This is a genomic window from Paenibacillus sp. N22P23 (genome assembly GCF_059383735.1).
Genome location: NZ_JBXENT010000007.1, coordinates 171,080 through 194,615, shown reverse-complemented (window position 1 = coordinate 194,615; position 23,536 = coordinate 171,080). Strand labels below are relative to the sequence as shown.

At 48.3% G+C, this 23,536-nt stretch carries 25 protein-coding genes; all 25 read right to left on the bottom strand.

What is annotated here, in order from left to right:
• Positions 1-101: 101 nt before the first annotated feature.
• Positions 102-647, bottom strand: coding sequence for a ribosome hibernation-promoting factor, HPF/YfiA family (gene hpf / locus AC506A_RS23985; RefSeq protein WP_495463518.1), 546 nt, complete (start codon positions 645-647; stop codon positions 102-104).
• A 222-nt stretch (positions 648-869) separates the two neighbouring features.
• A complete protein-coding gene (locus tag AC506A_RS23980) occupies positions 870-1,067 on the bottom strand; it encodes a cold shock domain-containing protein (protein ID WP_090575545.1) in 198 nt (65 codons plus the stop codon).
• Between the two features lie 188 nt (positions 1,068-1,255).
• Positions 1,256-1,597 (bottom strand): flagellar protein FliT, encoded by a 342-nt coding sequence (fliT, locus tag AC506A_RS23975; protein ID WP_495463517.1) that lies wholly within the window; start codon positions 1,595-1,597, stop codon positions 1,256-1,258.
• A gap of 5 nt (positions 1,598-1,602) precedes the next feature.
• A complete protein-coding gene (gene fliS / locus AC506A_RS23970; RefSeq protein WP_495463516.1) occupies positions 1,603-1,989 on the bottom strand; it encodes a flagellar export chaperone FliS in 387 nt (128 codons plus the stop codon).
• A 19-nt stretch (positions 1,990-2,008) separates the two neighbouring features.
• A complete protein-coding gene (gene fliD, locus AC506A_RS23965) occupies positions 2,009-3,619 on the bottom strand; it encodes a flagellar filament capping protein FliD (protein WP_495463515.1) in 1,611 nt (536 codons plus the stop codon).
• Positions 3,620-3,646: 27 nt separating this feature from the next.
• Positions 3,647-4,048: a flagellar protein FlaG gene (locus AC506A_RS23960; protein ID WP_495463514.1), complete on the bottom strand. Its 402-nt coding sequence runs from the start codon at positions 4,046-4,048 to the stop codon at positions 3,647-3,649.
• A gap of 152 nt (positions 4,049-4,200) precedes the next feature.
• Positions 4,201-5,931 carry a flagellin N-terminal helical domain-containing protein gene (locus AC506A_RS23955; RefSeq protein ID WP_495463513.1) on the bottom strand — a complete coding sequence of 577 codons (1,731 nt, stop codon included), beginning with the start codon at positions 5,929-5,931 and terminating at the stop codon, positions 4,201-4,203.
• Positions 5,932-6,179: 248 nt separating this feature from the next.
• Positions 6,180-6,407 (bottom strand): carbon storage regulator CsrA, encoded by a 228-nt coding sequence (csrA, locus tag AC506A_RS23950; RefSeq protein ID WP_495463512.1) that lies wholly within the window; start codon positions 6,405-6,407, stop codon positions 6,180-6,182.
• Positions 6,408-6,409: 2 nt separating this feature from the next.
• Positions 6,410-6,832, bottom strand: a complete 423-nt coding sequence (gene fliW, locus AC506A_RS23945; RefSeq protein ID WP_495463511.1) for a flagellar assembly protein FliW — start codon at positions 6,830-6,832, stop codon at positions 6,410-6,412.
• Between the two features lie 58 nt (positions 6,833-6,890).
• Positions 6,891-7,463 carry a DUF6470 family protein gene (locus tag AC506A_RS23940; RefSeq protein WP_495463510.1) on the bottom strand — a complete coding sequence of 191 codons (573 nt, stop codon included), beginning with the start codon at positions 7,461-7,463 and terminating at the stop codon, positions 6,891-6,893.
• A gap of 19 nt (positions 7,464-7,482) precedes the next feature.
• Entirely contained in the window at positions 7,483-8,403 is a 921-nt protein-coding gene (gene flgL, locus AC506A_RS23935) for a flagellar hook-associated protein FlgL (RefSeq protein WP_495463509.1), read from the bottom strand.
• A 22-nt stretch (positions 8,404-8,425) separates the two neighbouring features.
• Entirely contained in the window at positions 8,426-10,006 is a 1,581-nt protein-coding gene (gene flgK, locus AC506A_RS23930) for a flagellar hook-associated protein FlgK (RefSeq protein ID WP_495463508.1), read from the bottom strand.
• A gap of 15 nt (positions 10,007-10,021) precedes the next feature.
• The gene (locus AC506A_RS23925) at positions 10,022-10,522 is read right to left on the bottom strand and encodes a flagellar protein FlgN (RefSeq protein WP_495463507.1); all 501 of its coding nucleotides are present in this window, start codon (positions 10,520-10,522) and stop codon (positions 10,022-10,024) included.
• Positions 10,523-10,543: 21 nt separating this feature from the next.
• On the bottom strand, positions 10,544-10,810 hold the full coding sequence (gene flgM / locus AC506A_RS23920; protein ID WP_495463506.1) for a flagellar biosynthesis anti-sigma factor FlgM: 267 nt from the start codon (positions 10,808-10,810) through the stop codon (positions 10,544-10,546).
• A 100-nt stretch (positions 10,811-10,910) separates the two neighbouring features.
• Entirely contained in the window at positions 10,911-11,333 is a 423-nt protein-coding gene (locus tag AC506A_RS23915; RefSeq protein WP_495463505.1) for a flagellar protein, read from the bottom strand.
• Positions 11,334-11,437: 104 nt separating this feature from the next.
• Positions 11,438-11,911, bottom strand: coding sequence for a ComF family protein (locus tag AC506A_RS23910; protein WP_495463504.1), 474 nt, complete (start codon positions 11,909-11,911; stop codon positions 11,438-11,440).
• A gap of 499 nt (positions 11,912-12,410) precedes the next feature.
• Positions 12,411-14,492, bottom strand: coding sequence for a helicase-related protein (locus AC506A_RS23905; RefSeq protein WP_495463503.1), 2,082 nt, complete (start codon positions 14,490-14,492; stop codon positions 12,411-12,413).
• Between the two features lie 237 nt (positions 14,493-14,729).
• Positions 14,730-15,413 carry a hypothetical protein gene (locus tag AC506A_RS23900; RefSeq protein ID WP_495463502.1) on the bottom strand — a complete coding sequence of 228 codons (684 nt, stop codon included), beginning with the start codon at positions 15,411-15,413 and terminating at the stop codon, positions 14,730-14,732.
• Positions 15,414-15,565: 152 nt separating this feature from the next.
• A complete protein-coding gene (locus AC506A_RS23895; protein ID WP_495463501.1) occupies positions 15,566-16,276 on the bottom strand; it encodes a hypothetical protein in 711 nt (236 codons plus the stop codon).
• Positions 16,273-17,436, bottom strand: a complete 1,164-nt coding sequence (locus AC506A_RS23890) for a hypothetical protein (protein ID WP_495463500.1) — start codon at positions 17,434-17,436, stop codon at positions 16,273-16,275. Before AC506A_RS23890 ends, AC506A_RS23895 begins: the two co-directional genes overlap by 4 nt.
• Positions 17,437-17,462: 26 nt before the next feature.
• Complete coding sequence (locus AC506A_RS23885; RefSeq protein WP_495463499.1) at positions 17,463-17,945, bottom strand: zf-HC2 domain-containing protein; 483 nt, start codon at positions 17,943-17,945, stop codon at positions 17,463-17,465.
• Complete coding sequence (locus tag AC506A_RS23880) at positions 17,942-18,562, bottom strand: RNA polymerase sigma factor (protein WP_495463498.1); 621 nt, start codon at positions 18,560-18,562, stop codon at positions 17,942-17,944. Before AC506A_RS23880 ends, AC506A_RS23885 begins: the two co-directional genes overlap by 4 nt.
• A gap of 132 nt (positions 18,563-18,694) precedes the next feature.
• Positions 18,695-19,423, bottom strand: a complete 729-nt coding sequence (locus AC506A_RS23875; RefSeq protein ID WP_495463497.1) for a response regulator — start codon at positions 19,421-19,423, stop codon at positions 18,695-18,697.
• A gap of 7 nt (positions 19,424-19,430) precedes the next feature.
• Positions 19,431-20,591 carry a sensor histidine kinase gene (locus AC506A_RS23870; protein ID WP_495463496.1) on the bottom strand — a complete coding sequence of 387 codons (1,161 nt, stop codon included), beginning with the start codon at positions 20,589-20,591 and terminating at the stop codon, positions 19,431-19,433.
• A 71-nt stretch (positions 20,592-20,662) separates the two neighbouring features.
• Positions 20,663-23,389 carry a stalk domain-containing protein gene (locus AC506A_RS23865; RefSeq protein ID WP_495463495.1) on the bottom strand — a complete coding sequence of 909 codons (2,727 nt, stop codon included), beginning with the start codon at positions 23,387-23,389 and terminating at the stop codon, positions 20,663-20,665.
• Positions 23,390-23,536 lie beyond the last annotated feature (147 nt).

Genomic DNA, 23,536 nt, shown 5'->3' with positions numbered 1-23,536 from the left:
TTGCCCCGAGCGGCGCCTCCATTATATGCCGCTTCCGAACGCTTCATTACCAACCGTAAGCAAAAAGAGCCCCGGTTTCCCAGGGCCCGATGATGTACGTATTAGTCCGCTTCTATTAATCCATAACGTCCGTCGCTGCGCTTATAAACGACATTCACTTCTTTCGTCGTAGCATTCGCAAACATGAAGAAGTTGTGCCCTACCATGTTCATTTGCAGAATTGCTTCTTCCACATCCATGGGCTTTAATAGGAAGCGTTTCGTCCGGACGAGCTCGTAGTCTTCTTCTTCATCCAACACCCGAACTGCTGCACCGTCATCCTTGAACATTGTACGAATGCCGCTTTCTTTGCGATATCGGCTGTTGATTTTAGTTTTATGTTTGCGGATCTGACGCTCCAGTTTGTCCACTACCAAGTCAATGGAAGCGTACATATCCTCGCTCTTCTCCTCTGCTCTTAACATAGCGTTCGAGAGTGGAATCATAACTTCAATAACATGCTTGCCTTTTGTAACAGACATTGTAACGTTTGTTTCGGAGGTAATCGGCTCTTCAAAATACTTTTCTAGGCGGCTTAACTTCTTCTCGACATATTCGCGCAAGGCGTCTGTCACCAGGATGTGTTGACCTCGAATGTTGTATCTCATGTGGCATTCCTCCTTTTACATAGTCTTATTATAACACCCTATGTGGGCGATCTCAAAGATATTTTCTGTATTTTGTGAATTATTTAATAATTTAATAGTTAGCAGTTTCTAGAAGTAGATTCGTGGGTAAAAATAAGAAAAAGCCCTGGGACCCCAGGGCTTCTGCCGATCATTCGGTTAAGCGCGTACCATTTATTATGTGGCCGCTTAACAGCGGTATGATTACAGTTTAGTAACGTTTGCAGCTTGAGGACCACGAGCGCCTTCGACGATGTCGAACTCTACGGATTGGCCTTCTTCAAGTGTTTTGAAACCTTCGGATTGGATTGCGGAGAAATGTACGAATACGTCGCCGCCTTGTTCTGTCTCGATGAAACCGTAACCTTTTTCTGCGTTAAACCATTTAACTTTACCTTGCATTGAGAACATTCCCTTCATCTTCAAATAGCTGCGAGATCACTAGGCGTGGCCCACAAATCGAATATAACATCGATTTCACAATATTGTCAATAAGTTTTTGTAAGCGAATACATTATTGATTTCGTTGACTATTCTTTTTCCGCCTTTAACAAAAAAATGCACCCTATAGGGTGCATTTCATCGGATCGCTAATTTTTCTCATCGAAGAACATACTGTTGTCAGCACCGTATGCCCCTCCACCGCCATAGGCATCTCGTTGAACGCGTGCACGGTTGAATTTATCCATTCCTTGGGTCGCTTCGCTCTTAAGCTCTTCCATGCGCCCCAGAATGCGCGAGTCGAAGCTAAGAATGCGGTTCACCTGCTCATTCCTCGAACCGTCGTCTGGTCGAAGTGCAAGTTGAGTTTGAATGGCCTCTATGATGCTTCCTCTTTGGTCCAGAAAGGTTTCTATTTGTTCAACAGTCGCTTCATGGATGTCTGCTGCAATTTGAAGCGTCAACTGCTCTAGTTTATTTAAGGCTTCCATTGCAATTAAGAACTCCTCTGAACGCTCGTCACAGGTTTAGCTGCGGCCACCCATGTCTCGCGAAGCTCGGTCAAATATCCGAGTACTTCTTCAATTGGAGTCACGTCTTTCTTGAAGTTCGCTTCCCTTAAACGCAATTTGAAATAATCGTACAACTTCAGCAAACTGTCGGCAAGCTCCGATTTGCGATCCAATGTAATCTCGAATTCCGCCACAATATCTTGGACTTTCACAAGATTGCGATGAGCGTCTTCATTTCTGCCTTCTCTGATTGCCAGAATAGCAGCTTTCGAGAATCGAATCGAACCATCCATAAGCATAATAAGCAATTGTGCAGGTGAAGCAGTTTGGACGGAGTTGTCGAGGTATCTATTCTTTTGTGCTTGCAGCATCAACGGTTCCTCCTATTTATTAGCTTCCTGAGAAGGAGCTGGCCAGGCTTTGTGATTGCGCGTTTAACTTACTCATGGCTGTTTCCATGGCGGAGAATTTCCTATAGTAACTGTTCTCCATGTCCACTAAGCGACTAGTCCAAGTAGCAATTTGGCTGTTCAACTTAGCGAGCTGCTTACCCATACTGCTGTCGGATTTCAATAACTCGTCAGAGAAGAGGGATGTTCCCGCTTTATTAGCGAGGTTGTCCATTGTCCCTTTTAAGTTATCATACATCTTCTCAACAATTCCGACATCTGACTGATCCGCATCTCCATTCCCGGTTGCCGCGAATAGTGCCATAACTGCGTCCGGATCTTTCTCAATAGCTGTCTTAAGCTTCTCTTCATCTTTCACAGTCAGCTTGCCGTTATCTAAATAAGTGGTAGATCCAATTCCGATAGAAGATAATGTCCTGTAGTTAGCGTTTCCTGTGTTTACCACAGTGGAGGTGACTGATCGCAAGGAGGCAATCGCCGAATTGAAAATGCTGTCATTTTGCAGCAAACCCGACTTCGCCTTTGTCTCCCATAACTTAATATCATCTTCCTTCATGTCAGCTCTCTGGTCTTCCGTCAGCGGCTGGAAGTCACGATTCTTCTTCTCTCCAACTTTGTCCTGCAGCGTCTTCAATACATCATTATAATCGGAGATAAACGTCTTAATCGATTCTAGGATCTTGCTCGTATCGGTAGATACTCCGATCGTAGTAGCAACATATTTATCAGGATTATCTTCATCCGAAGTACCAGCTACTCCTGTGAACACACTCTTCTGCTTCAGTACGATATCCGTATTGTTCACGGTGAACGAGTTGCTCTCGCGCACTGTTGCAATACCGTTAATCTCGACTTTCGCATTTCCACCTTGTACGATATTAGCCGAATCTAATTTAAGGACGTCTTTTGCAAAATCGCCGATCGTATTCGTAATGTCTATCTTCGCACTTGCCCCTGTCGCCTTCGTCGTAAAACTAATTTTACCCGAGTAAGAATCGTAAAAAGCATTCACATTCGTCGTCTTATTGATTCGGGACATCACATCATTTAGCGAATCCACACTAGTATTTACATCAATTTGAGTACCATTGATCTTGAAGGAATAGTCCGTTCCTGGGGCCACTCCCGGAGTTACCGTCAAAGCAGGATTTACTAAAAGTGTCGAATCCAGCTTTGTTTTTTGACTTTCGAGTGTTTTAGCCGGATCGAAAGCTGGATCAGTTGGAGGTGTCGGTGCTTTACGAATATCACCCGACCCTGTCAACTTAGCCGAAGTTGCAAGCGACATGACTTTCATAGGCGTCGTACCAATCGGTGCATCTGCCCTTGCATTAGCTGTAAACACTTGATTATCCCCGCTAATTGTTGTTAACTTCGCTCCAAGTGTGCGATCTGTCTTGAAATTAAATATTTTATTATTCCGGAAATCAAGTAATTTCTTGTTTATTTCCTTATATGCGTCACGTTGCCATTCTACCGTTTGTTTCTGCTGCTTCAGCTTATCTGCCGGCACCTTATTCGCGGTCATTAGCTGCTTGACGATGCTATCGATATCCAAACCTGAAGCCATTCCACTAATTCTCATTACCATTTCATTACTGACCTCCTTCTGCTACAGCTATCTCCGTTCGTCAATCCATAACCCGGCTTTCTCACACATCGCAGCTACGAGATTCAGAATTTTCTCTGGTGGAACTTCACGAATGAGTCTACCTGTATCCTTCTCGACAACTTTAACCATAATTTGTTTGGTGCTCTCGTGGATGGAAAACTCACAAGTAGTCGCTACGCCCATAACCGCTTTGTTTGCTTTCTCAATCGCTTTAATCAGCATTTCCTCACCTAGCGGCACCTTCACACCAGTGTTCTCAGCTCGCTTCAATTCTCTTACATTCTGCACAGCAGGTGCCGTACTATTCTGCACATCCGGCACGTTCTGTCGTTCACTAGCTATATTAGCTGTAGTAGTAATAGGACTGCTTATGGGCACAGAATTGCTGATTGGCAGATTCGTATTCATAACGCTTTCCTCCCGACGATATATTACTTCTTATATCGGTGTCTGAAGAGCAATCCTGTATAGCCTAGCAAAAAAATGTATTTGTCTATTAAAATTCTGCTAAAAAAAAAGAGACCCTAGATAGTCTAGGATCTCTCTTTCGTTCGTTAAGATTAACGAAGCAATTGCAGAACGCCTTGTGGTTGTTGGTTAGCTTGTGCAAGCATAGCTTGTGCAGCTTGAGCAAGGATGTTGTTCTTCGTTTGCTCCATCATTTCTTTCGCCATATCTACGTCACGTACACGCGATTCAGCGGCAGTCAGGTTCTCGGAAGTTGTTCCCAAGTTGTTGATTGTATGCTCAAGACGGTTCTGAACAGCACCAAGGCTTGAACGTTGTGCAGATACTGCTTCAATCGCTTTATCTAGTGCTGAGACCGCATCTGTTGCACTCTTTTGTGTAGCTACAGAAATACCATTGATCTTAATACCTTTTGTACTCATGTCTTCGATATTCAATTTAACTCTTTGCTCAGAAGAACTGTTAGCACCGATTTGGAATGTGATTCCGTCGTTCGAAACCGAACCTTGGTTTGCAAATTTACTTGCATCCAATCCAGGGCCAGTTCCGTCTAGCAAATCACCTGTACCTGTGATCGAGAAAGCAATATTGGAATCATCGAGTGCTTGGCCGTTTACCACTAGACCTTTTAGTGCATTCTCGATGTTCACGTCAGTATTTAAGGATTGTACAGAAGATAATGCAATCGTGATCGTTTTATCGTTATCATCTACAGCAGCTTGAATGAATGATTCATTACCTGCAGTAAACTTAAACTTATAACCATTGAATGCATCATTTACAGTGTTACCAAGAGCGTCCTGCATTTGAGTGAAAGCAATTTCAAGTGTATTGCCCACTTTATCGCCGACTTGGAATACTTCTGCAAACCCTTCTTGTGCAGTGATGTCAGCATTACCATTCTCAACAGTCAAAGATGCATTCAGCTCATCAATTTGACTTTGTTTGATAATCTCATCTGCCGCTGTTGTTAATCCATCAAAACCTGTGAATGCAAAATCGCTACCATCAGCTTTGAACTCATCACCTGTTGATTTGAAATAGTAGGTTGTACCACCATCTCTTGTTGCTACAAGATCTGAAGCCTTGATCGCAGTTCCGATCGCAGTTTGCAAATCAGCATCAAGGTTTTTTGTTTGGTCAGCTGACAAGGTAATAACCAATTTCTTCTTATCTGCATCGTAATATGCGGTTGGGCTCTGAGTGTCAGCACCTAGTTTAAATTCGAATCCTACATTATTTAATGCAGAAGTTTCAGCTCCTACAATGTCAACTGCGCCCGTTCCCGAATCTGCAGTTGCTCCATGTACAGTAAACGCAGTGCCGGTGATAGCATTAACACCGCCGACTACTGCAGCAAGGCCTACTACATTGCCTCCAACTTTAAGCGCGCCATCTTTACTAAGATCGCCATTCAGTACTTTCTTAGTATTAAATTCAGTAGCATTCGAAATACGATCGATTTCTTCTTTCAATTGTGCTACTTCAGATTGGATAGATTTACGATCATCGTCAGTTGAAGTACCGTTACCGGCTTGTACAGCCAATTCACGCATACGTTGCAAAATGCTGTGAGTTTCGTTCAAACCACCCTCAGCCGTTTGGATCAAAGAAATACCATCTTGAGCATTCTTAGCAGCCATATCCAAACCGCGGATTTGGCCACGCATTTTCTCGGAGATTGCTAGACCAGCTGCATCGTCACCTGCGCGGTTGATGCGAAGACCGGAAGACAATTTCTCGATGTTCTTGCCTGTTTGCTCACTGTTAATACCCAATTGGCGGTGTGTGTTTAGTGCTGTAATGTTGTGATTAATTCTCATTTCATTCTTCCTCCTTGAAGTTTGGTAGTTCTCCACATCCTTGTGGAGACTTATGGCTGTTCCGCAATCAGGTCGGCCGCCATGCTGCGAAACAGCGCCTATTGAATATATCGACGGTCACTTCGCTATTCTTTATAGCAAATTGTTCAAAAACAAAAAAAACGACAAAAAATTGCGTGCAGCTTCCGACATTTCGCAGAAATTGCAGAAAACCCAATACCATCTAGGTATTGGGCTTGTCGGGATGTTTATTTGAGATTTGAAAATCTTTTCAGATCCTCTACATTGATAGGCTTCTGCAATGCCTGTCTGTTGCTCTCTTGCACGGCATCATACACTTCTTTGCGAAGGATATTCACATCGCTTGGCGCTTTAATGCCTACTTTAACCTGATCCCCATCGATCGATGAGATCACAATCTCAATATCATTATTAAGCAATATCGACTGACCTTTTTTCCGGCTCAATATTAACATGATTATTCACCGCTTTCCAATTGAACGACTTTGAAGAGTGGTTCCTTGGTACTGTATCTGCTGGAAGGAGGGAGAACAATTTGCTTTCCCTGACCGTTCTTCATATTCAATAGAATCGGTGCGAGTAAGTTAATGGTGGAATCCGTGAAGGGCTCTGTGGTTGTCACAATCGTAAGGACACAAACATCCTCAGGAGAGTCGATTTCGAGAAGCTTCTTATCCTTCTCTTCAATCTCAATCGAGTAATCCTTATCCGTTACAAACGGTGATAGGACTAAGAATGCGATATAGTCATGCTCTTGGCTCTGTAAATAAGCAAAATGCGTATTTTCTTCCACTACCTTAACCGTGAACTCGTTACAATCCTCGAACCCTAGAATGCTGCCATTCAATTGAAACGTTCTGCCTTGCAAGAAATCGAGCATGTAAAATACCCTCCTCTAACAGATAATGCTATAGCTTGCGCTATAGCATTTCAAATTATTATATGTATTTGTCGTATTCGCCCACGTGGAATTCAACGGCATTTCGTTGCCTCAGATACACCTCTACGGAACCTGGATGGTATTGTGTCTCTGGTTTACGCGGCGTGTAATCAATCAGCGGCTTCTGGGCTTCAATATTGATAATTGGTGCATGGGCCGTATAACGTACCCTTACATTGTCCGTGGAAGCCTCTCCTGTGTAAACGATCTGATTCTTATGCTGAAGCGCTTCTCGTGCAATCTCCGCAAAAGCGTTATTCGGATTCGTGATTTGCGCCATCCGATTGCCGTCCTCCACAATCTTCGCAATGGCTTGGAGCGCTACGCTCTTGTACTGTCTGTATATCGAATTCATCCACTCTAAATGAGGACCGGCACCTAAAGCAGTGAAAGCTGCAGTAGAATCGACTTGAAGCTCACCGCGTGGTGATTCAATGTCCACTTTGGCCTGTGGCTGTTGAATCGACAACTCTCCGGGAGGAGATTGAATTTCTAGGCTAGCCGGATTCGTTTCGATACCAATCTGAGCATAGGTTTGGTGAATATATAAGCGCGGAAATTGAAATTCCAAAGCAATCCCCCCAATTGAATTATCTTATATAATCCAATAAGCTAGGCTGAATGATTTTGGCTCCGATGGACAGGGAAGCTTGATACACATTCTGATCTTGCTGCAGCTTCGTTATGATTTCTGCCATATCCGCATCCTCAATCTTGGAATCCAACTCGGTCACGTTCAAATCGAGATCTTTAATACGAGCGTCCATCAAATCAATACGATTGGATCTTGCGCCAACTTCTGCACGGACATTCAGAACTTTGTCCATTCGACTGCTCAATTGCCCTAAAAAAGTCTGCACTTGAGATTGATCACCTTTGGAGAATGCAGTCTGCAGCCCTTTTAGTACCGTGAAAAGATTGTCTGGCGTTGTAGCAGCAGCCGGCGGGGCCGGATTAGCTGCACCGAAGACCGCATCACCCGTCACATTAATCGGAATCGTTACTCCTGCCGCAAATTGATACATAATAAGTTGGGTATCCGTTTGTTCGGTTGGCGCCCCAGCCTCTGTGTAGGGGTTTTTATCTGTATTTTGCCCGTTGAATATAGCCTTGCCGTTGAGTTTGTCATTGCCTATCAAAACAGCTTGATTATAGAGCTGGCCCATCTCTTCAGCAATCGCATCTAATGCAGTTTGGGGATTCGAACCATTGGCTCCTTGAACCGTCAACTCATTGGCGCGCTGCATAATATCAGTCAGTTGAGATAAAACCGTATCCGTATGATCTACGAAAGATTTCGCTGAATCGATATTCTTCTGATACTGTTCATTCGCGGACAGCTCACTGCGATAACGCAGGGCATAGGTAATACCTACTGGATCATCCGAAGGAGCGTTTATTTTCCTGCCCGTAGAAAGCATGTTCTGATGCTTGTCCATACGGTTTAAGTTGTTATTAACATTCCTAAGCAGCTGCGAATGCATCATACTTTGCGTTATTCTTAAAGACAAGTTTATCCCCACCTATCATAGATTACCGTCCTACCGTACCTGTGCCGTTAATCAGCTTTTCTAATATCTCATCATAGGCTGTCATAAACCGGGCTGCCGCGCTATAGGCATGCTGAAACTTGATCATATTCGACATTTCTTCATCAATCGAAACCCCGCTGACAGCTTGACGACTGGAGTCCACTTGTTCAGCTAGCACTTGTTGGTTATTAAGCTGACGCTGCGCCTCTTGTCCTTGAACACCCAATTGCCCGACAATGGATCTGAAATAATCATCGATGCTTCCGGTTGTTACACCATTCCCTGATGTATTAAAACTAAGTTTGGAATCTTTAAAGTTCGATAACAATACGGCTAGTGTGTTGTTACCTTTGACCGCAGTTTCACTAGTTCCCGTTCCTGTGGTCCGTAATGACGTTGCTATTAAGCTGGCATCAGCAGCGATAGTAGGATTTAATCGAATACTGGCTGCCGTAATTTCGCCCGATACGGCTGTGAAGAAGTCTTTACCTGTTTGGGCAGGAGTATCAAAGGTATAACCCAATTTATGCAGACCGTTAAGACCATTAACGATTACCGTCGTATCCTGTGCAAGCAATCGACTCGATCCCGAGAAAGTCGAGCTGGTACCATCTGGGTTTTTAAGCGTGGTTCCGTCAGGGAGTACCGATCCCGCAGGAATGGTAATGGTAATCTCGCCATTGGAAATTGTGTTAGCTAGAACATTCAGCTGCTTCTGATAATCAGCTACATACTTATCCTTGGCAGTGAACATCCCGAATACTTCGCCGCTATTAAGATCACTCGTTCCGTCTCCTGTTCCAAATGCAGCTGTAAGGGCAGCTACAGAAGTTGGAGTTGCTGTTCCGCCGGTTGTCAGGTTTACGCCACCGATCGAAATATCATAGCCTGCACCTGTGTTAATCACATTAATATTCACGATTTTGGATAAATCATCCGTCAACAGATCCCGTTGATCCCTTAGATCGTTAGCGTCATTGCCCAATCCTTCAACACGTGAAATCTCGTTATTTAAATTAGATATCGTAGTAATGATGGAGTTGATTTCATCGACTTTCACTTGAATATTATTGGATAAGTCAGTGCTTAAGTCACTTAATTGTTTGCTCGTTTGGTTAAAGGCATCCGTTAATGCAATCGCACTCTCGCGTACAATCTTTCGCCCTGTCACGTTCTCCGGATCCTTACTCAAATCAGACCACGACTTCCAGAAGTTATCCAGCACGGTGCGAATGCCTGAATCGGAGGGTTCGTTGACAATACTCTCCAGCTTACTCAACGTGTCTGCTTGGATTTCCCAGCTGCCCAGAGACTTGTTCTCATTCCGAAATTGATCATCCAGAAAAGTCTGACGAACACGGGTAATGGAAGCAAACTCTACACCAGTTCCTAATTGCCCAGGTACATTGGATCTGCTGATGCCCGGGTATTCCATTGGTCTAGAAGCTACCATTTTGACGACTTGTCTAGAGTAGCCTGCTGTATTAGCATTGGAGATGTTATGACCTGTTGTATTTAATGCAGCCGTCTGCGTAAACAAACTCCGCTTGGCCGTTTCAATGCCATGGAAAGTTGAAGTCATTTCAGGGTTGCCTCCCTATCCTCTTGTATCAAATAAGCCGTTGCGAGCCGTGCCGTATCCAGTATGGAGTGGATGCTGATACGTGACATCACCGTTCGGATCCTCGACCAACAAATCTATGGAATAATCAATGAATTTGAGTGATTGCTCGATCAACTGCTGATTCAACTGACTGACCGTCTGCAGTTCATCAAGCAGCGTCGTAAGCGTCTCGTGCAGATCTGTCAATTTCTTCTTATCTTGAGACGATGTAACCGTCCGTATCATTTCGCTGATTTTACCGCCTTTGTAACGGAGCATGCCAATGCCAGAGAAGTATTGTCCGGAAAGTCTCATGCGTTGCTGTTCCAATTCCTCAGCCGTCTTCAATAGCTTCCGTTCTTTCTGCAGCGTAGCATTAAGCTTCTCCACTTGATTGTGGACAAGATAAGGCGTTTTCTCTTTAGCTAACGCGAGCAGCTCCCGATATACGCTAGTCTGCTGCTCAAGCGTTGCGATAATTGTCTCCACAATCACAAGGATTCACCTGTCTTGTTGTTAGTTTTTAAGAAAAGGAAGCAGCTTCTCTGCGATTTTGCCCGATTCCACATGGTAGCTTCCAGTGCTTACGGATTGTTTAAGTTCATCAATCAGCTTCGCGCGGTCACTGTTATTGACACGACTGGAAGAAAGCATCTCCTGTGCTTCAGCAGAAATTTGCACCTTGTCGGTTTTCCGTTTGCGTTCTAGCCCACCTGTTTGCTGATCATTCTGCTTCTGGTATGGATTTACTCCGCTAATCCGGTGCGATTGATTTATCTTCATCTGAATCCCTCCAACAATTAAAAAAGCCGATAACTCTATATAAGAGTATTATCGGCAAATAGGTGTAAATATTTAGAGCAAATATAACTCCGCTTAATAATCAGTCTGCGCCTCGCTCCAAGCTGCGATAAGCAGATGCCGCAGAGGTTGGTCCCTTCGTCTGTTCCGCTTCTGATTTATTTAATAATTCCGCTTTCGCTTTGCCGACTTCTTTCAGCAGTTTGGCCCTACAGCCGTCACACTTGTTATTGTCGCGTATGAGCACGCCGCACATTTCACACGGATACATCAAATTTGGAGCGCCGACTAGCGAAATTCTGCCCTCACGAATAAACTTCGTGATTTGTTTTATCGAAACATTCGTCGCATCCGAAAGCTCATTGATGCTCGTGCCTTTATTCTTACGCAGATACTCTGCGCAAACCGTATATTCACTATCAATTTGTTTAATGCAATTCGGACATACATCGCGGAAGTTCTTAGCATACAGTTTCCCGCAGCGAGGACAATTTCCAAGATCCATCTTTCACTGCTCCCTTCGATTCTAGCCACTTGTGACTCCATATTAACTCAAAGATAGACAAAATTCATCATTTATTTGTTCAATGAAACTCATCTTGGATTATGCTAGGAACGAGCTAAGGTGAGAATGTAGATCTGAGCAGTTACATGTGGCATAAGCTGTCTTACTGATTCAATTAGTGCCTGTGCACAGGAATTGGCGGTACTGCCGGTCGTGTAGATATCATCAATTAATAGCAGCTTGATCGTCGTTTGGTCACCGGATTTGGGTTGGAATGAAGCAAGCATCTTAGCAGTGGCATCTACGTTGGTGGTGAATAGCCGCTCGGTATCGCGCAGCCTCGCACTTCTAGATTTGAAGCTTTGCTTGTCACTATGTCTGGTGCGAAGCAGAATGTCATTTATCGCCAGATGTTCGCGGTCTGCAAGGTACGAGGCAAGCCGCTCGGCTTGATTGAAGCCCCTTTCTTGCAGACGATCGCCGCTTACCGGAACCGGAATGATAGCATCGATATGAAACGGAATTTGACTAATGCGTGATTGTTCCGCCATCATGCCGCGATAAGCAGTAATCAACATTTCCCCCAGTATGGGTGCAAGTCCTTCATGACCACGATACTTGTAGAGTGCCAGCCATTGACGGATAACCGCATCGTAGCGTACTGCTGAGCGATTGAAGATGAAAGCTGCCTCTTGACGGCGGCGGCAATCCGGGCATCGTTCAGGCCGTCCGCAAACGCGACAACATATTTGTGTAATCCAAGGGATTTGTTCAAAGCAATGCTGGCACAACGCTGGGAACTGGGCGTGTCGCGGCGACCGGCTGCTTGTCTGTCCGCAAATGACACATGCGGAAGATCTAGGCGCCAGCATAGCAGTTGTTGTGCGGGAAACATTTTGAAAAAGTTGTTGAAGCTTGGCCCCTCCCCACACGGTTATCAGTAGAATTGAGTGTATAAGACTGTCACGCCTTTCCAGATAGGATTCGGAATTGAGATTGAGATCGCAAGCAGAAGCAGAAGCAGAAGCAGAAGCAGAAGCAGAAGCAGAAGCAGAAGCAGAAGCAGAAGCAGACTGATTATAATAGGTAGCCTCTGCGGCGGGCGATACGGTTCATGCTTTTAATCTGACGAATGGCCGATTGCTGCGCGCGTGTTCGGGACGAGCCGTAGAAATAGACTCGCCCAGCCGGATCATCCTTAGATCTTCCTGCTCTGCCTGCCATTTGTATGAGGGACGCATCATCGAAGAGCTTGCCATCGGCATCGAGAATAAAGACATCGCTCTTAGGGACTGTTACTCCCCTTTCAAGAATCGTGGTAGTTACTAACAGGCGGATGCTGCGCTCCCGGAATTGGGTTACTTTGTGAGTGCGATTCGGATCCTTCGAGGATGTGCCTTCTATGACAATGCTCGGAAAAGCTTGCCTGAACCGTTCGACTAATGGATCTATATCTCGAATTTGCTGAGCAAATACAAAGAGTTGGGCGCCTCGATTAATAGATCGGCCAAGAGTCGCAAGAAGATTGCGCGGGAGACTTCGCTTGTTTAGCATTTTGCGCACCGGTGGGATTTGGCGTTGAATGGGCACTGGAAGCGGATGACGGTGGAACCGAACCGGTACTCTTACATGCGCAAGCCGCCCAAGTTTAGCGGCCCTTCTGAGCTCTGACGGAGGCGTGGCGGATAGCAGAATGTTCACGCCTGTAGGCTTGCATACGTTGTCTGCTGCGTAGTGCAGCATGGCGTTATTATGGTAGGGGTATGCGTCAATTTCATCGATTACGACAAGATCGAACCCTTGTCGAAATCTAAATAGTTGATGCGTTGTCGCCAGCGTAATCTCGCCTTGCTCCCAGCGCTGCTCACTGCCACCGTAAAGCGTGACTACAGTCGCCGCGGGAAAAGCTTTGCGAATGCGCGGGTCGAGCTCCAGCACAACGTCTCTGCGCGGTGTCGCTATGAGTGCACGGCCCCCGCGCTGAAGACAAGCTTCGATGAGCGGAAATATCATCTCTGTCTTGCCCGCTCCGGTGACTGCCCACAGCAGAAATCTGCGAGGGGCGGATTGGCGGGCCGGGCGGGCCGCCATGAAGTTAAGGGCAGCCTCGGCAGCCGCCGTTTGTGCGGGGCTGAGGCCCCAGGTAGGGGTGGGGGCGCTAGTCGCGGGTAAAGCACTGAACACGAGCAAGCTTGCTGCCGCGCTGCTCGGCATGCCGTGGATGAGCAGGCCGCATTCACGGCTGCGGCCCATTGTGAGGCATGCCGAGCAGTACGCGCATGCGCGGCCGCACGCGGCGCATGCCGTTCGGCGCATGCGCGCCGTGCCGCTGCCGCAGCGCTGGCAGCGGAGCCGCTGGCGCGGCCTGGCGCCAAGCGCCTCCCGCCACCGCAGCAGCCGTGGCTGCGGCTGCGGGGCGACTGCGCCGCCTAGGCGCAGCAGGCCGAGCAGCGCGGCCAACTGGAGCGCGGGAGCTGCCGCGCTCCAAGGCACCGGCGCCGCGCCGGCCAGCCCGGCCGCACCCGCGGCCCCAAGCAGGGCGAGCGCTTCGCTGCTGAGCAGCGCTCGTCCCTGCAAAAGCGCAGCGGCGCGACAAGCCCGCGCCGCCAGCCTCCGCGCCTCCTCGCAATGCTCGGAGGCGCGAACCACGTGCTGCGCATGGGCATCCGCACGCCCCATGGCTGGCAAGCCCATTCGGGCATCCAATGCCCATGCTTCATGAACAAGGCGCGTAAGCAACTCGCGCATCTCCTTCAGCCCCGCTCCGCCAGGCCATCGTTCCACGACCCTTGCCGCCAGACTAAGCGGCAATTCTTCACTCCAAACAACGACCGTATGCCTTTCAGACTTCTCTCTGTTCTCTCTGTTCTCTCTGTTCTCCCTGTTCCCGCTGTTATCTCTCTTCTCTCTGTTCTCCCTGTCCTCTCTGTTCCCCCTGTCCTCTCTGTCCTCTCCCTTCTCACTCTTCTCACTCTTACCGCTCTTCTCACTCTCGCTCCCCTTTCCCGCCCCATCTCCTCCCCTATCCTCACCCAACACCTGCTCCGCCTCTCCCTGATACCCATCCACAAGCCAGAACGCCATATCCACCGCTGACGCAATCGACCACATCGCCCTAGATCCCTGCATACTCCCAACCGCATACAATACCACCTTCATGTAGCACTAGACCTCCTCAATTCCCTTGATCTACAATCACTTCATCGCATCCTAACAACCCATAGAACAACAAAAAAGCACACCCTAATCCGCCTCAGGCAGATCATACGGGTGTGCTTCACTCGTCTATATTCAGTTGAATAGATTATACATGGCACTCCGCTATCTTCGCAATTCACTTTTGCCCGGCGCAGCCGCTCTCGATAATCATCTGCACCATATCATTCACTTGTACACTCAGAACGGAAGCTTCGACAGATCCGCGGGATCTCTTAAATCAATCAGCACCGCATGATCTTTCACGGACACAACGCCTTCGGCCTGAAGCATCCAAAGTAAATTCGTCGGTTCCAGCTTATTTTTCTTAGTGCGGCCATCTGCGCGCCGACGTCCTGAAATCCGCAGCTTCGTGCGAAAGCGATGCCATTTTGCAAGGCTCTCACCTTCATCCTTTGCATTTTGATCGACTAGGCGATTCTCATCTTTTGGATCTGATCGCTTTGCATTCCGCCCGACTAGGCGATTCTCATCTTTTGCACTTGCAAGTTTATCAACGCACACTTCATGGGCTTTGACCGACGCAGGTCGGCTCAGCGTCTCCGGCAAACGGCCGTGCTCATCTGGCGAGGCAGAGGAGTGAAAATGGACATTCATGCCGTGCTTGGCAAAACACCGAGCAATACTCATCGTTTCATCCTCTGAGCCGCGGTCCACGACAGTCACTTTCACTTCTGTGCCAGTAAAATGAGAAAAACGCCGAAGCGAGCGCATATACCATTCCATCTGCAGTTGTTGATTACCGGCGATCAGAACGTAATGCTTGATATGACGTTCCCGTCTCCAGGTAAGAGCGGATACGGCATGTACGGCAGCCGCAGCCAAGGCGTAACAACCGAAGATCCATAACAAGACTGGAATCAAGGCAGCCACCTCCTTTTTTGTGACATCATATGCCGTAAACCGCCCATGGGTGACGGACATTCACGGACAAGTCGCAAAAAAGGGGCATGCGTCCCTGCGCCTGCCCCATCACTTCACTCTTACTCACTTTCGCACTTTCGTTCTTATTCCCCCTACTCCCTCATCCCCCAACCAACAGGCAGCTTCCTATCCCTTGCCATAAATCTCTCCAGCCCTTGTTCAAGCTCCACCTTCTTATCGCTCGGCAGCACCACTGTCAGCTGGCAGGAAGGTGTAGAAGCCATAAAAGACTTACGTGCTTCCGGCTGCTTAAGCGTTACGTACAAGGCATCACCAACCAGGTGGGTCTCCACCAGTTCTACTGATGCAGGAGCACGCTCTCCACTTCCGACTTCATAACGGCAAGCGCCAAAGGCCTGCACGCGATTAGCCCCGCTGCCATCGGCATCAATCATTAGCGAGCCGTTCCAATAATGCTCATCCTGAACAACGATCCGTTTCACGGCAGACCCGATCGTTTCCGAGACCTGCTCCGCTTTCACCCGAACTTCCTTCGCGCCGATCGAGCTGCGTATCTCATCCATCAATCCCGTAGCGTTCACCGTCGTGAACAATAGACAGCTGCCTCCCAGAACCGCAACCACAATGATGCTGAACAGATCATACCGAAGCACCGGCTGTTCCGTGTTGCTGCGCCACAAGTAAATGATAATCTCGAGTCCTACCAGCACAAAAAGCATCGGCCACCAAATCATCCCCTGATCCAGCCAGCGCATTCCACCGAATTGAACAGCAACCAGCAGCACACCCATCGCAATAAGTGCCGTCCCCATCGACCACGTACCGACTCGCCATTGTCTCATTCCGGTTTCACCGCCTTCTGCTTGCTGCCTGAAAGAAGCTTAACGCCAGCTCCAATAAGCAGCAGCGCCGTTAATCCGGTTTTGAAATAATAACGAATATCCGACGTTATCCGCCAATCGCCCCATACACGCTGTATATATTCAAGCAGCAGACGATCGGCCGTATAGTAAAGTCCAAGAGCAACAAGCGCGATTCCAAGCCATTTCTGCCTATGAATGAGCCAATCGACAATCGGCACATCCTCCAGTTGACCATCTCCGTTATTCAAGCGCGACTGCTGCTGCAGCGCATCGAAGAAGGAGAAACACCACAATAACGGTACCATGAATAGGAATAAGGATAGTTGAAGCACATCCAGCAGATAGATGGAGAGCAGGAAGCCCGCCATTAGCTGCAGCCCTCTTTTTTGCAAACCAAGATACATATGCCCCGCCCCAGGCAAAATCGACAATACCGTCGACAGCCACCGGCTGCGCTTGCCGCCTTGACGATGGTCCTCCCAATCATCAAGAATGGAACGATCCTGCAGCGTTTCTCCAGCCTGTTTCAAGCCCACATGACGAATGGCATCAAACATGCCAAAGAGCCAAATGATCGGAAGCACCAGCAGGAAGGTCAGAAAGCCCGGCTGATCCGCCAATACGGCCACGAAAATAATCATCGCGAGCAAGCCGAAGAATCCGATCATCAGATTAAGTCCGCGCTGCATCAGTCCTAGCTGTAGATGACCCAGTCCCGGAATAAATGACAAGAGAATCGTATAAAACCGCTCGCTCGACTGACCGTTCGCCTCCTGGTGCGCAGCACCTGCCACTGTGTATGTCATTCCGCCTGTCATCTTCTCCATTGGCATCTGCTGCGGGCCATATGCCGATTGTCCCGGTACTGGCGCCGGAATATGAATCTCCCTTGCGCCGCTGTGTCGAATCAAATAAATAATCAAGTCCAGCACGCTGATCGACCAGAATAAGAATGCAAGAAATAAGAACAATACCATAAAACCTTCTTCGTTGGCGCTTGACCCTGCAATGCTCGCGAACAGGAAACAGAAAATAACCGCCAACAAATATAAGAGCCCGCGCCCGAAACGTCCTACCTTCATATGCCCAATCCCCGGCAGAAAGCCCAAAAACAGCGTCGCCACTGGACTTTTAACCATACAATCATCTCGCCTTCTTCTTCGTATTATTTATTCGGCTTCTCGACCATGGACTCGATAACCGCAGCGGTCCGCTCCATGATGGAGACGGATACCGATTCTTTCTTGCTGATCTGATGCTCTTCCCACTGCTGCGGTTGCTCGGCTATGCGCTGAAACACACCTGTAGACATGAGAACAAGCATGACACACACCGCGATTAAATAGTGAATCATCGTTTGCTTGCGGCTGGTGCGCTTGACCGGTTTCCGGCGCGCAGTATCTACCTTCGGAGGAGGAGGTGTTTGGTCCTGATCCACCGCGGCAATAGCCGCCATTATGCGCTCCGTAACAGCTTCCGCTGCATCGCTGTTCAGCGTTTCGATTTCTTCTACACCGGTAAGCAGCTCCATATATAACGCCAGGCAGCTGCTGCAATCCCCCAGATGCGCTTCGGCTTCCGTTCGTTCCTCTGCGCTCAGCGTACCCTCTGCATACCTCCGCCAGTAAGCCTCATCGTAATGCTTCATTCCAAATCCTCCTCCTTCCAATGCTTGCGCATCCATTGTCTAGCCCGATAGAGCTTAGACTCTACACTTTTCACTTGCAGCTGCTCGCGCTCGGCAATTTCCTTGTACGGTCTATCCTCCAAGAAGTACGAACGCACTACGCGGCGATATCCTTCCGGGAGAGTACTGACCATCGCGCGAACACGTCTCTTGCGATCACGTTTCAGTGCTTCGATTTCCGCAGGCGGTGCATGCCCCGCCGCAACCTCCACCGATACACTCGCTCCTTGCTGAGCAGATGGGGCGCTTCCCATTGACCTACTACCTTCCGCAAGCCCCGCTTCCCCTTGCGTTATAGCCTCTTGGCCGGCGCGCTGCAGCAGCGCCTCTTTGCGGGTGTTGCGTCTTCGGCAATCAATCGCGAGATTCACGGCCGTTCGTGATGCCCAAGCTTTGAAGCCGTCACCTCGATAGTCCGGGAGGGAGAGATAAATCCGCACGAAGGTCTCCTGCAGCGTATCCTCCGCATCGCGCCGATCACGCACCACACTCCAGATCAGCCGATACAGTTCATCCCGATACCTCGCAACCAGATCTGCGTATGCCTCGCGATCCCCATTTTGAATTTGTGCAATCAACGCCTCGTCTCGAATCTCTCTCCCTCCCCTCTCTGTTAGTAAGACGATTTCAACCTCGCCTACCCCTGCACCTTCTAAATAAAAAAAAGCTCCTGCATTTAAGCAGAAGCTTTTCCCGTACTTATGTATGCGTTACAGCGTAACCCAACCGAATTTAATCGAATGGATAACCGCCTGTGTCCGATCATCCACTTCCATCTTTTGCAAAATGCTGCTGACGTGGTTTTTGACCGTTTTCTCACTGATAAACAAAAACTCGCCAATCATCTTGTTGCTCTTCCCTTCAGCCATCAGACGAAGCACCTCAGCCTCCCGACGCGTCAGCGGGTTGTTCTCGCTTGGAATGAACTTCACGCCGGCTTCGCGTGTTGCAGCCGCTCCGGAGGCTGCACCGATTTCATCCAGGTACGTCATGCGGCGAAGCTGGTTAATGAGCTTGCCTGTCACCTTCGGATGTATGTAGGCATATCCGTTTACAACGGAACGAATCGCGTTAGCAAGAGCTTCCGCTTCCATATCCTTCAGCAGATAACCGCTTGCACCTTTACGCAGCGTTTCAAATACGTAGCTCTCATCATCATGAATCGATAGAATAATAACTTTAACCTCCGGGAAAATATCACGCAGACGCTCTGTCGCAACGACCCCGTTCTCGATCGGCATATTAATATCCATTAGGACGACTTCCGGCTTCGTCTGGTTGCAGAATTCCAACACTTGAATGCCGTCATTACATTCCCCGATTACTTCCAAATCATCTTCCATATTGAGAATCCGTTTAAGACCTTCACGGAATAACTGATGGTCGTCAGCGATCAATACTTTTATTTTACGTTTAACGCTTACATTCCTTGCATCCATCGTCATTTTACTCCTTCCTATGTTCCCCGTTAATAGGGATATGAATTGTTACTTTCGTGCCGTGGTCGATCGTGGATTCGATCTCCATCCTTCCATCGAGCAGCTCCACACGTTCACGCATCCCGATCAGTCCGAAGTGGACGCTGTTTTTTGCACGAGATTCGATTTGATCCACATGGAAGCCAACACCGTTATCTTTGACGACAATTTTAACCATTTGAGCTTGGTAGGTTATCTCCAGAATGACAAAGGTAGGATTGGCATGTTTGAATGCATTGCTGAACGCTTCTTGAACCATCCGATAAATCCCGGCTTCCATCGCGGATGGCAGCCGGACTTCTTTACCGATCGTTTCGAACATCGTCCGAATTTTGCTTTTCTCTTCATAATCCTGAATATATTTACGCAGTGTAGGTACAAGTCCTAAATCATCCAATGCCATAGGTCTTAGATTGAAAATGATTTTACGAATTTCCTCAATACCGGAACGCACCTGACTCTTCAAATCTATTAATTCTTCCTGAACGATTTGAAATTCCTGCTTCACAAGCATTCTTTCCGCAATTTCCGTCCTAAGCACTATATTCGCCAAAGATTGCGCAGGTCCGTCATGAATTTCTCTGGCGATCCGTTTACGCTCTTCTTCTTGGGCCAATATAATTTTGAGGCCGATTTGCTGCCTGTTCTTCGCCGACTCCAAAATGCGAGTCACTTGGTTCAAATCACCCGAGAGATATTCCAGAACCACATTGATTTGCGAAGCAATCGACTCTGCACGCTCAATTGATTTCTCAACGTTACGCACTCGTTTCTGCAAATCGTCCCTGCGGGCTTTCAAATACGTCTCTTTCTCACGAAACACCATGAGCTCTAGCTGCAGCTGTGTCGCTTTCTCGTAGGCCGACTTAATATCCTCTTCTTTGTAACGGACAAAGTCACGGCTTACCTCCGTCAAACGGATACGCGCTCTGCGGTAATCCAGCTCTAGTTTATCTACCTTGTCGATAATAGCCGCAGCTTCAGCAAGTACTTGGTTTAGTTCCTGACCGAGAGAGAACATTTCCTTGCGCGCTGACTCGCAAATTTCAAAAATCTGATATTTGCTGTCCTCCATCACCGAGACCGCATTCTTGATAACGCGATCGATGTCGTTTATGCGATAATCCACGTTGTCTCGGCCCACTTTCTGCAAGTTATACTAAAACTATCATATCACATAACCGTTAGTAGGCGCCCGTCTCATTCAACGGTAATCGTACCCAATTTCCCGTCCCAATTTACGTGTAGGCCCAATTGCTCAGACACAAGTCTGATCGGGACTAAGGTACGACCGCTTCTCGTAATCGGAGCTACTTCAGACTGTTTCCGAACACCGGTTAGAAGGAAAGCGTCTCGTCCTACCCACATTTCCAGCAGCTTATCGCCGCGAAGCACGGATACACGTTTAAGCGCAGCTTCCCAGCCGATTTGTGCACCCATCGCCTCTGTTACGAAGCGAAGCGGCAAGTACGTCGTACCGTTTAGAAGAAGCGGTGCTACGTCCATCTTGTAGGGTTGCCCGTCGACCTTTGCTGATTTGGAACCAACCTTCAGTTCGATCTTCACATGTTTGGGTTCCGGGATCACTGCCGGGTACTGGAATGCCAGGTTATCCCAAGCCATCGCACCTGTAAGCGCACGCTCATCCTGGCCATCCTCAAGGGAGGCTACATAAAGCCGTTTCAGCGTAATCGGATACGCCATTTGGTCAGCAGGCAAATTGACTTTAATCTGCTTCCAGCCGATCCAGTCTACCTGCTTAGCTAGCGTCACCAAGTGCGCTGCACCTTTGCTATCCACGAATTCAGCACGCACCCAGTTCAAGCTGCCATCGCCCATGACGTCTACCGTCATTGCCGAAGGATTGCCCTCGACTTTGCGCCCGGTGCCATTTAGCACGGCGTAGGCCGCCTTAGTACCGCTGCCCCCGGTAAAATCATACTGCAATTGCAGGACATTTGTTGCATTGTCTTCGGTCAGTCCCGAGACTACCATAGAAGTTCCCACTACACCATTCGTACCTTGGAACGAAATTGGGTAGGTCTTCCCTTCAAAATCATCAAATTTTTTGTCGGTTCCTGCAACCAGCGCCGTCATCGCGGAGAAACCGTCATAACGGGCGATCAAATAACCCACTGATGCGGATGGATTCACCGTTCCGATTGTCAGTGTATTCCCGCTCCATGCGCCGGTGAAGCCGCGCAGCTCCCACTTCAGCGAGGATGCCGGCACCGTCAACTGGCGACCATCGTTCAATGTTACATGAACCGGTACAGTCAGCGATTTACCGCTCTCAAGTACTAGTGAGCTTGCATCTACAGTCATGGACGCGATCGATTCGCCGCCGATGACTTCAATATCCAGCTTATCGCTGATCTCGCCGGATTTGACGCTGATGGACGTTTTGCCTACTTTGGACGCTGTAAAGGTGCTGCCGCTAAAGGTGCCCAGCGCATCCGCACTCTTCCATACCGGAGTCAGCGAACCGGGATCTACCGGATTGTAGTAGGTGTCATAGGCTTTCATGGAGTAAGCTGCCTGCTGCCCGAGGAACAGCACGCTGCTTCCGCTTGCTTTAATCCCCTTCAACTGGCCTTGCGGAGCCAACGAGAATACGCCAAGACCATTTGCAACCTGACGCTGTGTATCGCCATATTCCGTTGGGAAAGCCAGCTGTGTGCTTGTATCGCCAAGCGGACGCGCGATCATCGTCGTGGAGCCGCCGCCGTCGAGGTTAACGCCGCGCCACACTGATAACTTCACCATAAGCTGCTGCAGCTCCGGCAATGTCACGCCTTGACTGCTGCCACTGTCTTCAACAGTAATGAGCATGACCTTGGTGCCGTCCTTGGAATAGCCGACCGCTGTGCGTGCACGGTCTGTGTTTGGACTGATACTGCTTGGATTTCTTGTATACGTCGCCGCTGCGCCATTATCAACCAGAATGGTGTGGCCGCCAATCAGCATTTGCAGCGAGTTCGGGTCAATCTTCTGTCCCGTAGATTGGGCAATTAGATTATAGGACGCGTTTACCGGTTGTCCGACCTGGAGGTGCTCTCTTGCATACTGAGCTGCCTTGCCATGTGTCCGAAGAATATAGCCGTCCGCTGGTACTGTACCTGGAATCATGCCATTATCGACGAATTGCGTGACGATGCCATTCTGTACAAGCACCTCTGTCGGTGTTGTTGAACTGTCCGTAACATCCGGACGTGACTGCGTCCAAGCACTCGTGTAGATGTACATCGCATTGGCATGACTGAATGCATTGTCCGGCTCCGTACGGTAGGCTGCCTTATTAATACCGGATAGCGCGAACGTCGAACCATCTCCTGCTGTTACGCTTCCTTCGAATCCAAAGGAATCAATGATCGGTTTCCGATCTGCCGTCACGGCAAAAGCATACATGCCCGTCAGCTTCGATGGACTAACAGCAAGCATCCCGCTCGTCACTTGCGCGCCGATAGGGTTCCCTTTGCCATTGGCTGTATTAAAATAATCGCCGTTAATACCGGCAACAGCGCCGGTCTTGCTCACCATGCTGCCAACCGAGCTCACGCTGGAAACCGAACCGGGTTTGCCATTCATCACATCGAGTTTTACGTAGGGGTTGGTCAGATCGATCTCAATGACATGCACACGGGACAGCACTGCGCCATCCCCTGGCTTGCTTGTCCATGTATAGTCGACGCGCTTGGCGCCGGAAGTAATCATCTCTTCTGACATACGAACTAACTGCTGTTGTTGCTGCTGCGTCACTTGTGTAGTTGTGGTTTGTGGTACGGCCTCTGTTTCGCTTGCTGCTGCGGCCGTTGATGACCATGCTATTGTGGAAATCGGCTGAACGAGCAGCGCTGCGCCCAGCGTCAGTGTAAGCAGTTGTTTTCCGGAATGTGCGGTCTTCTTCTTCTCTACTAGTTTGCGCATTACTCTTGCAACTCTCCCATCACATAAATGTCCTATGATGGTTAGACTATAAAACTAGTAGAAAAGTTACGTCTGATAGAAGACTCCTATCAACATCATTCGACCGACAAAAAAAAGCTATCCGTGTCGATTCGACAGGATAGCTCT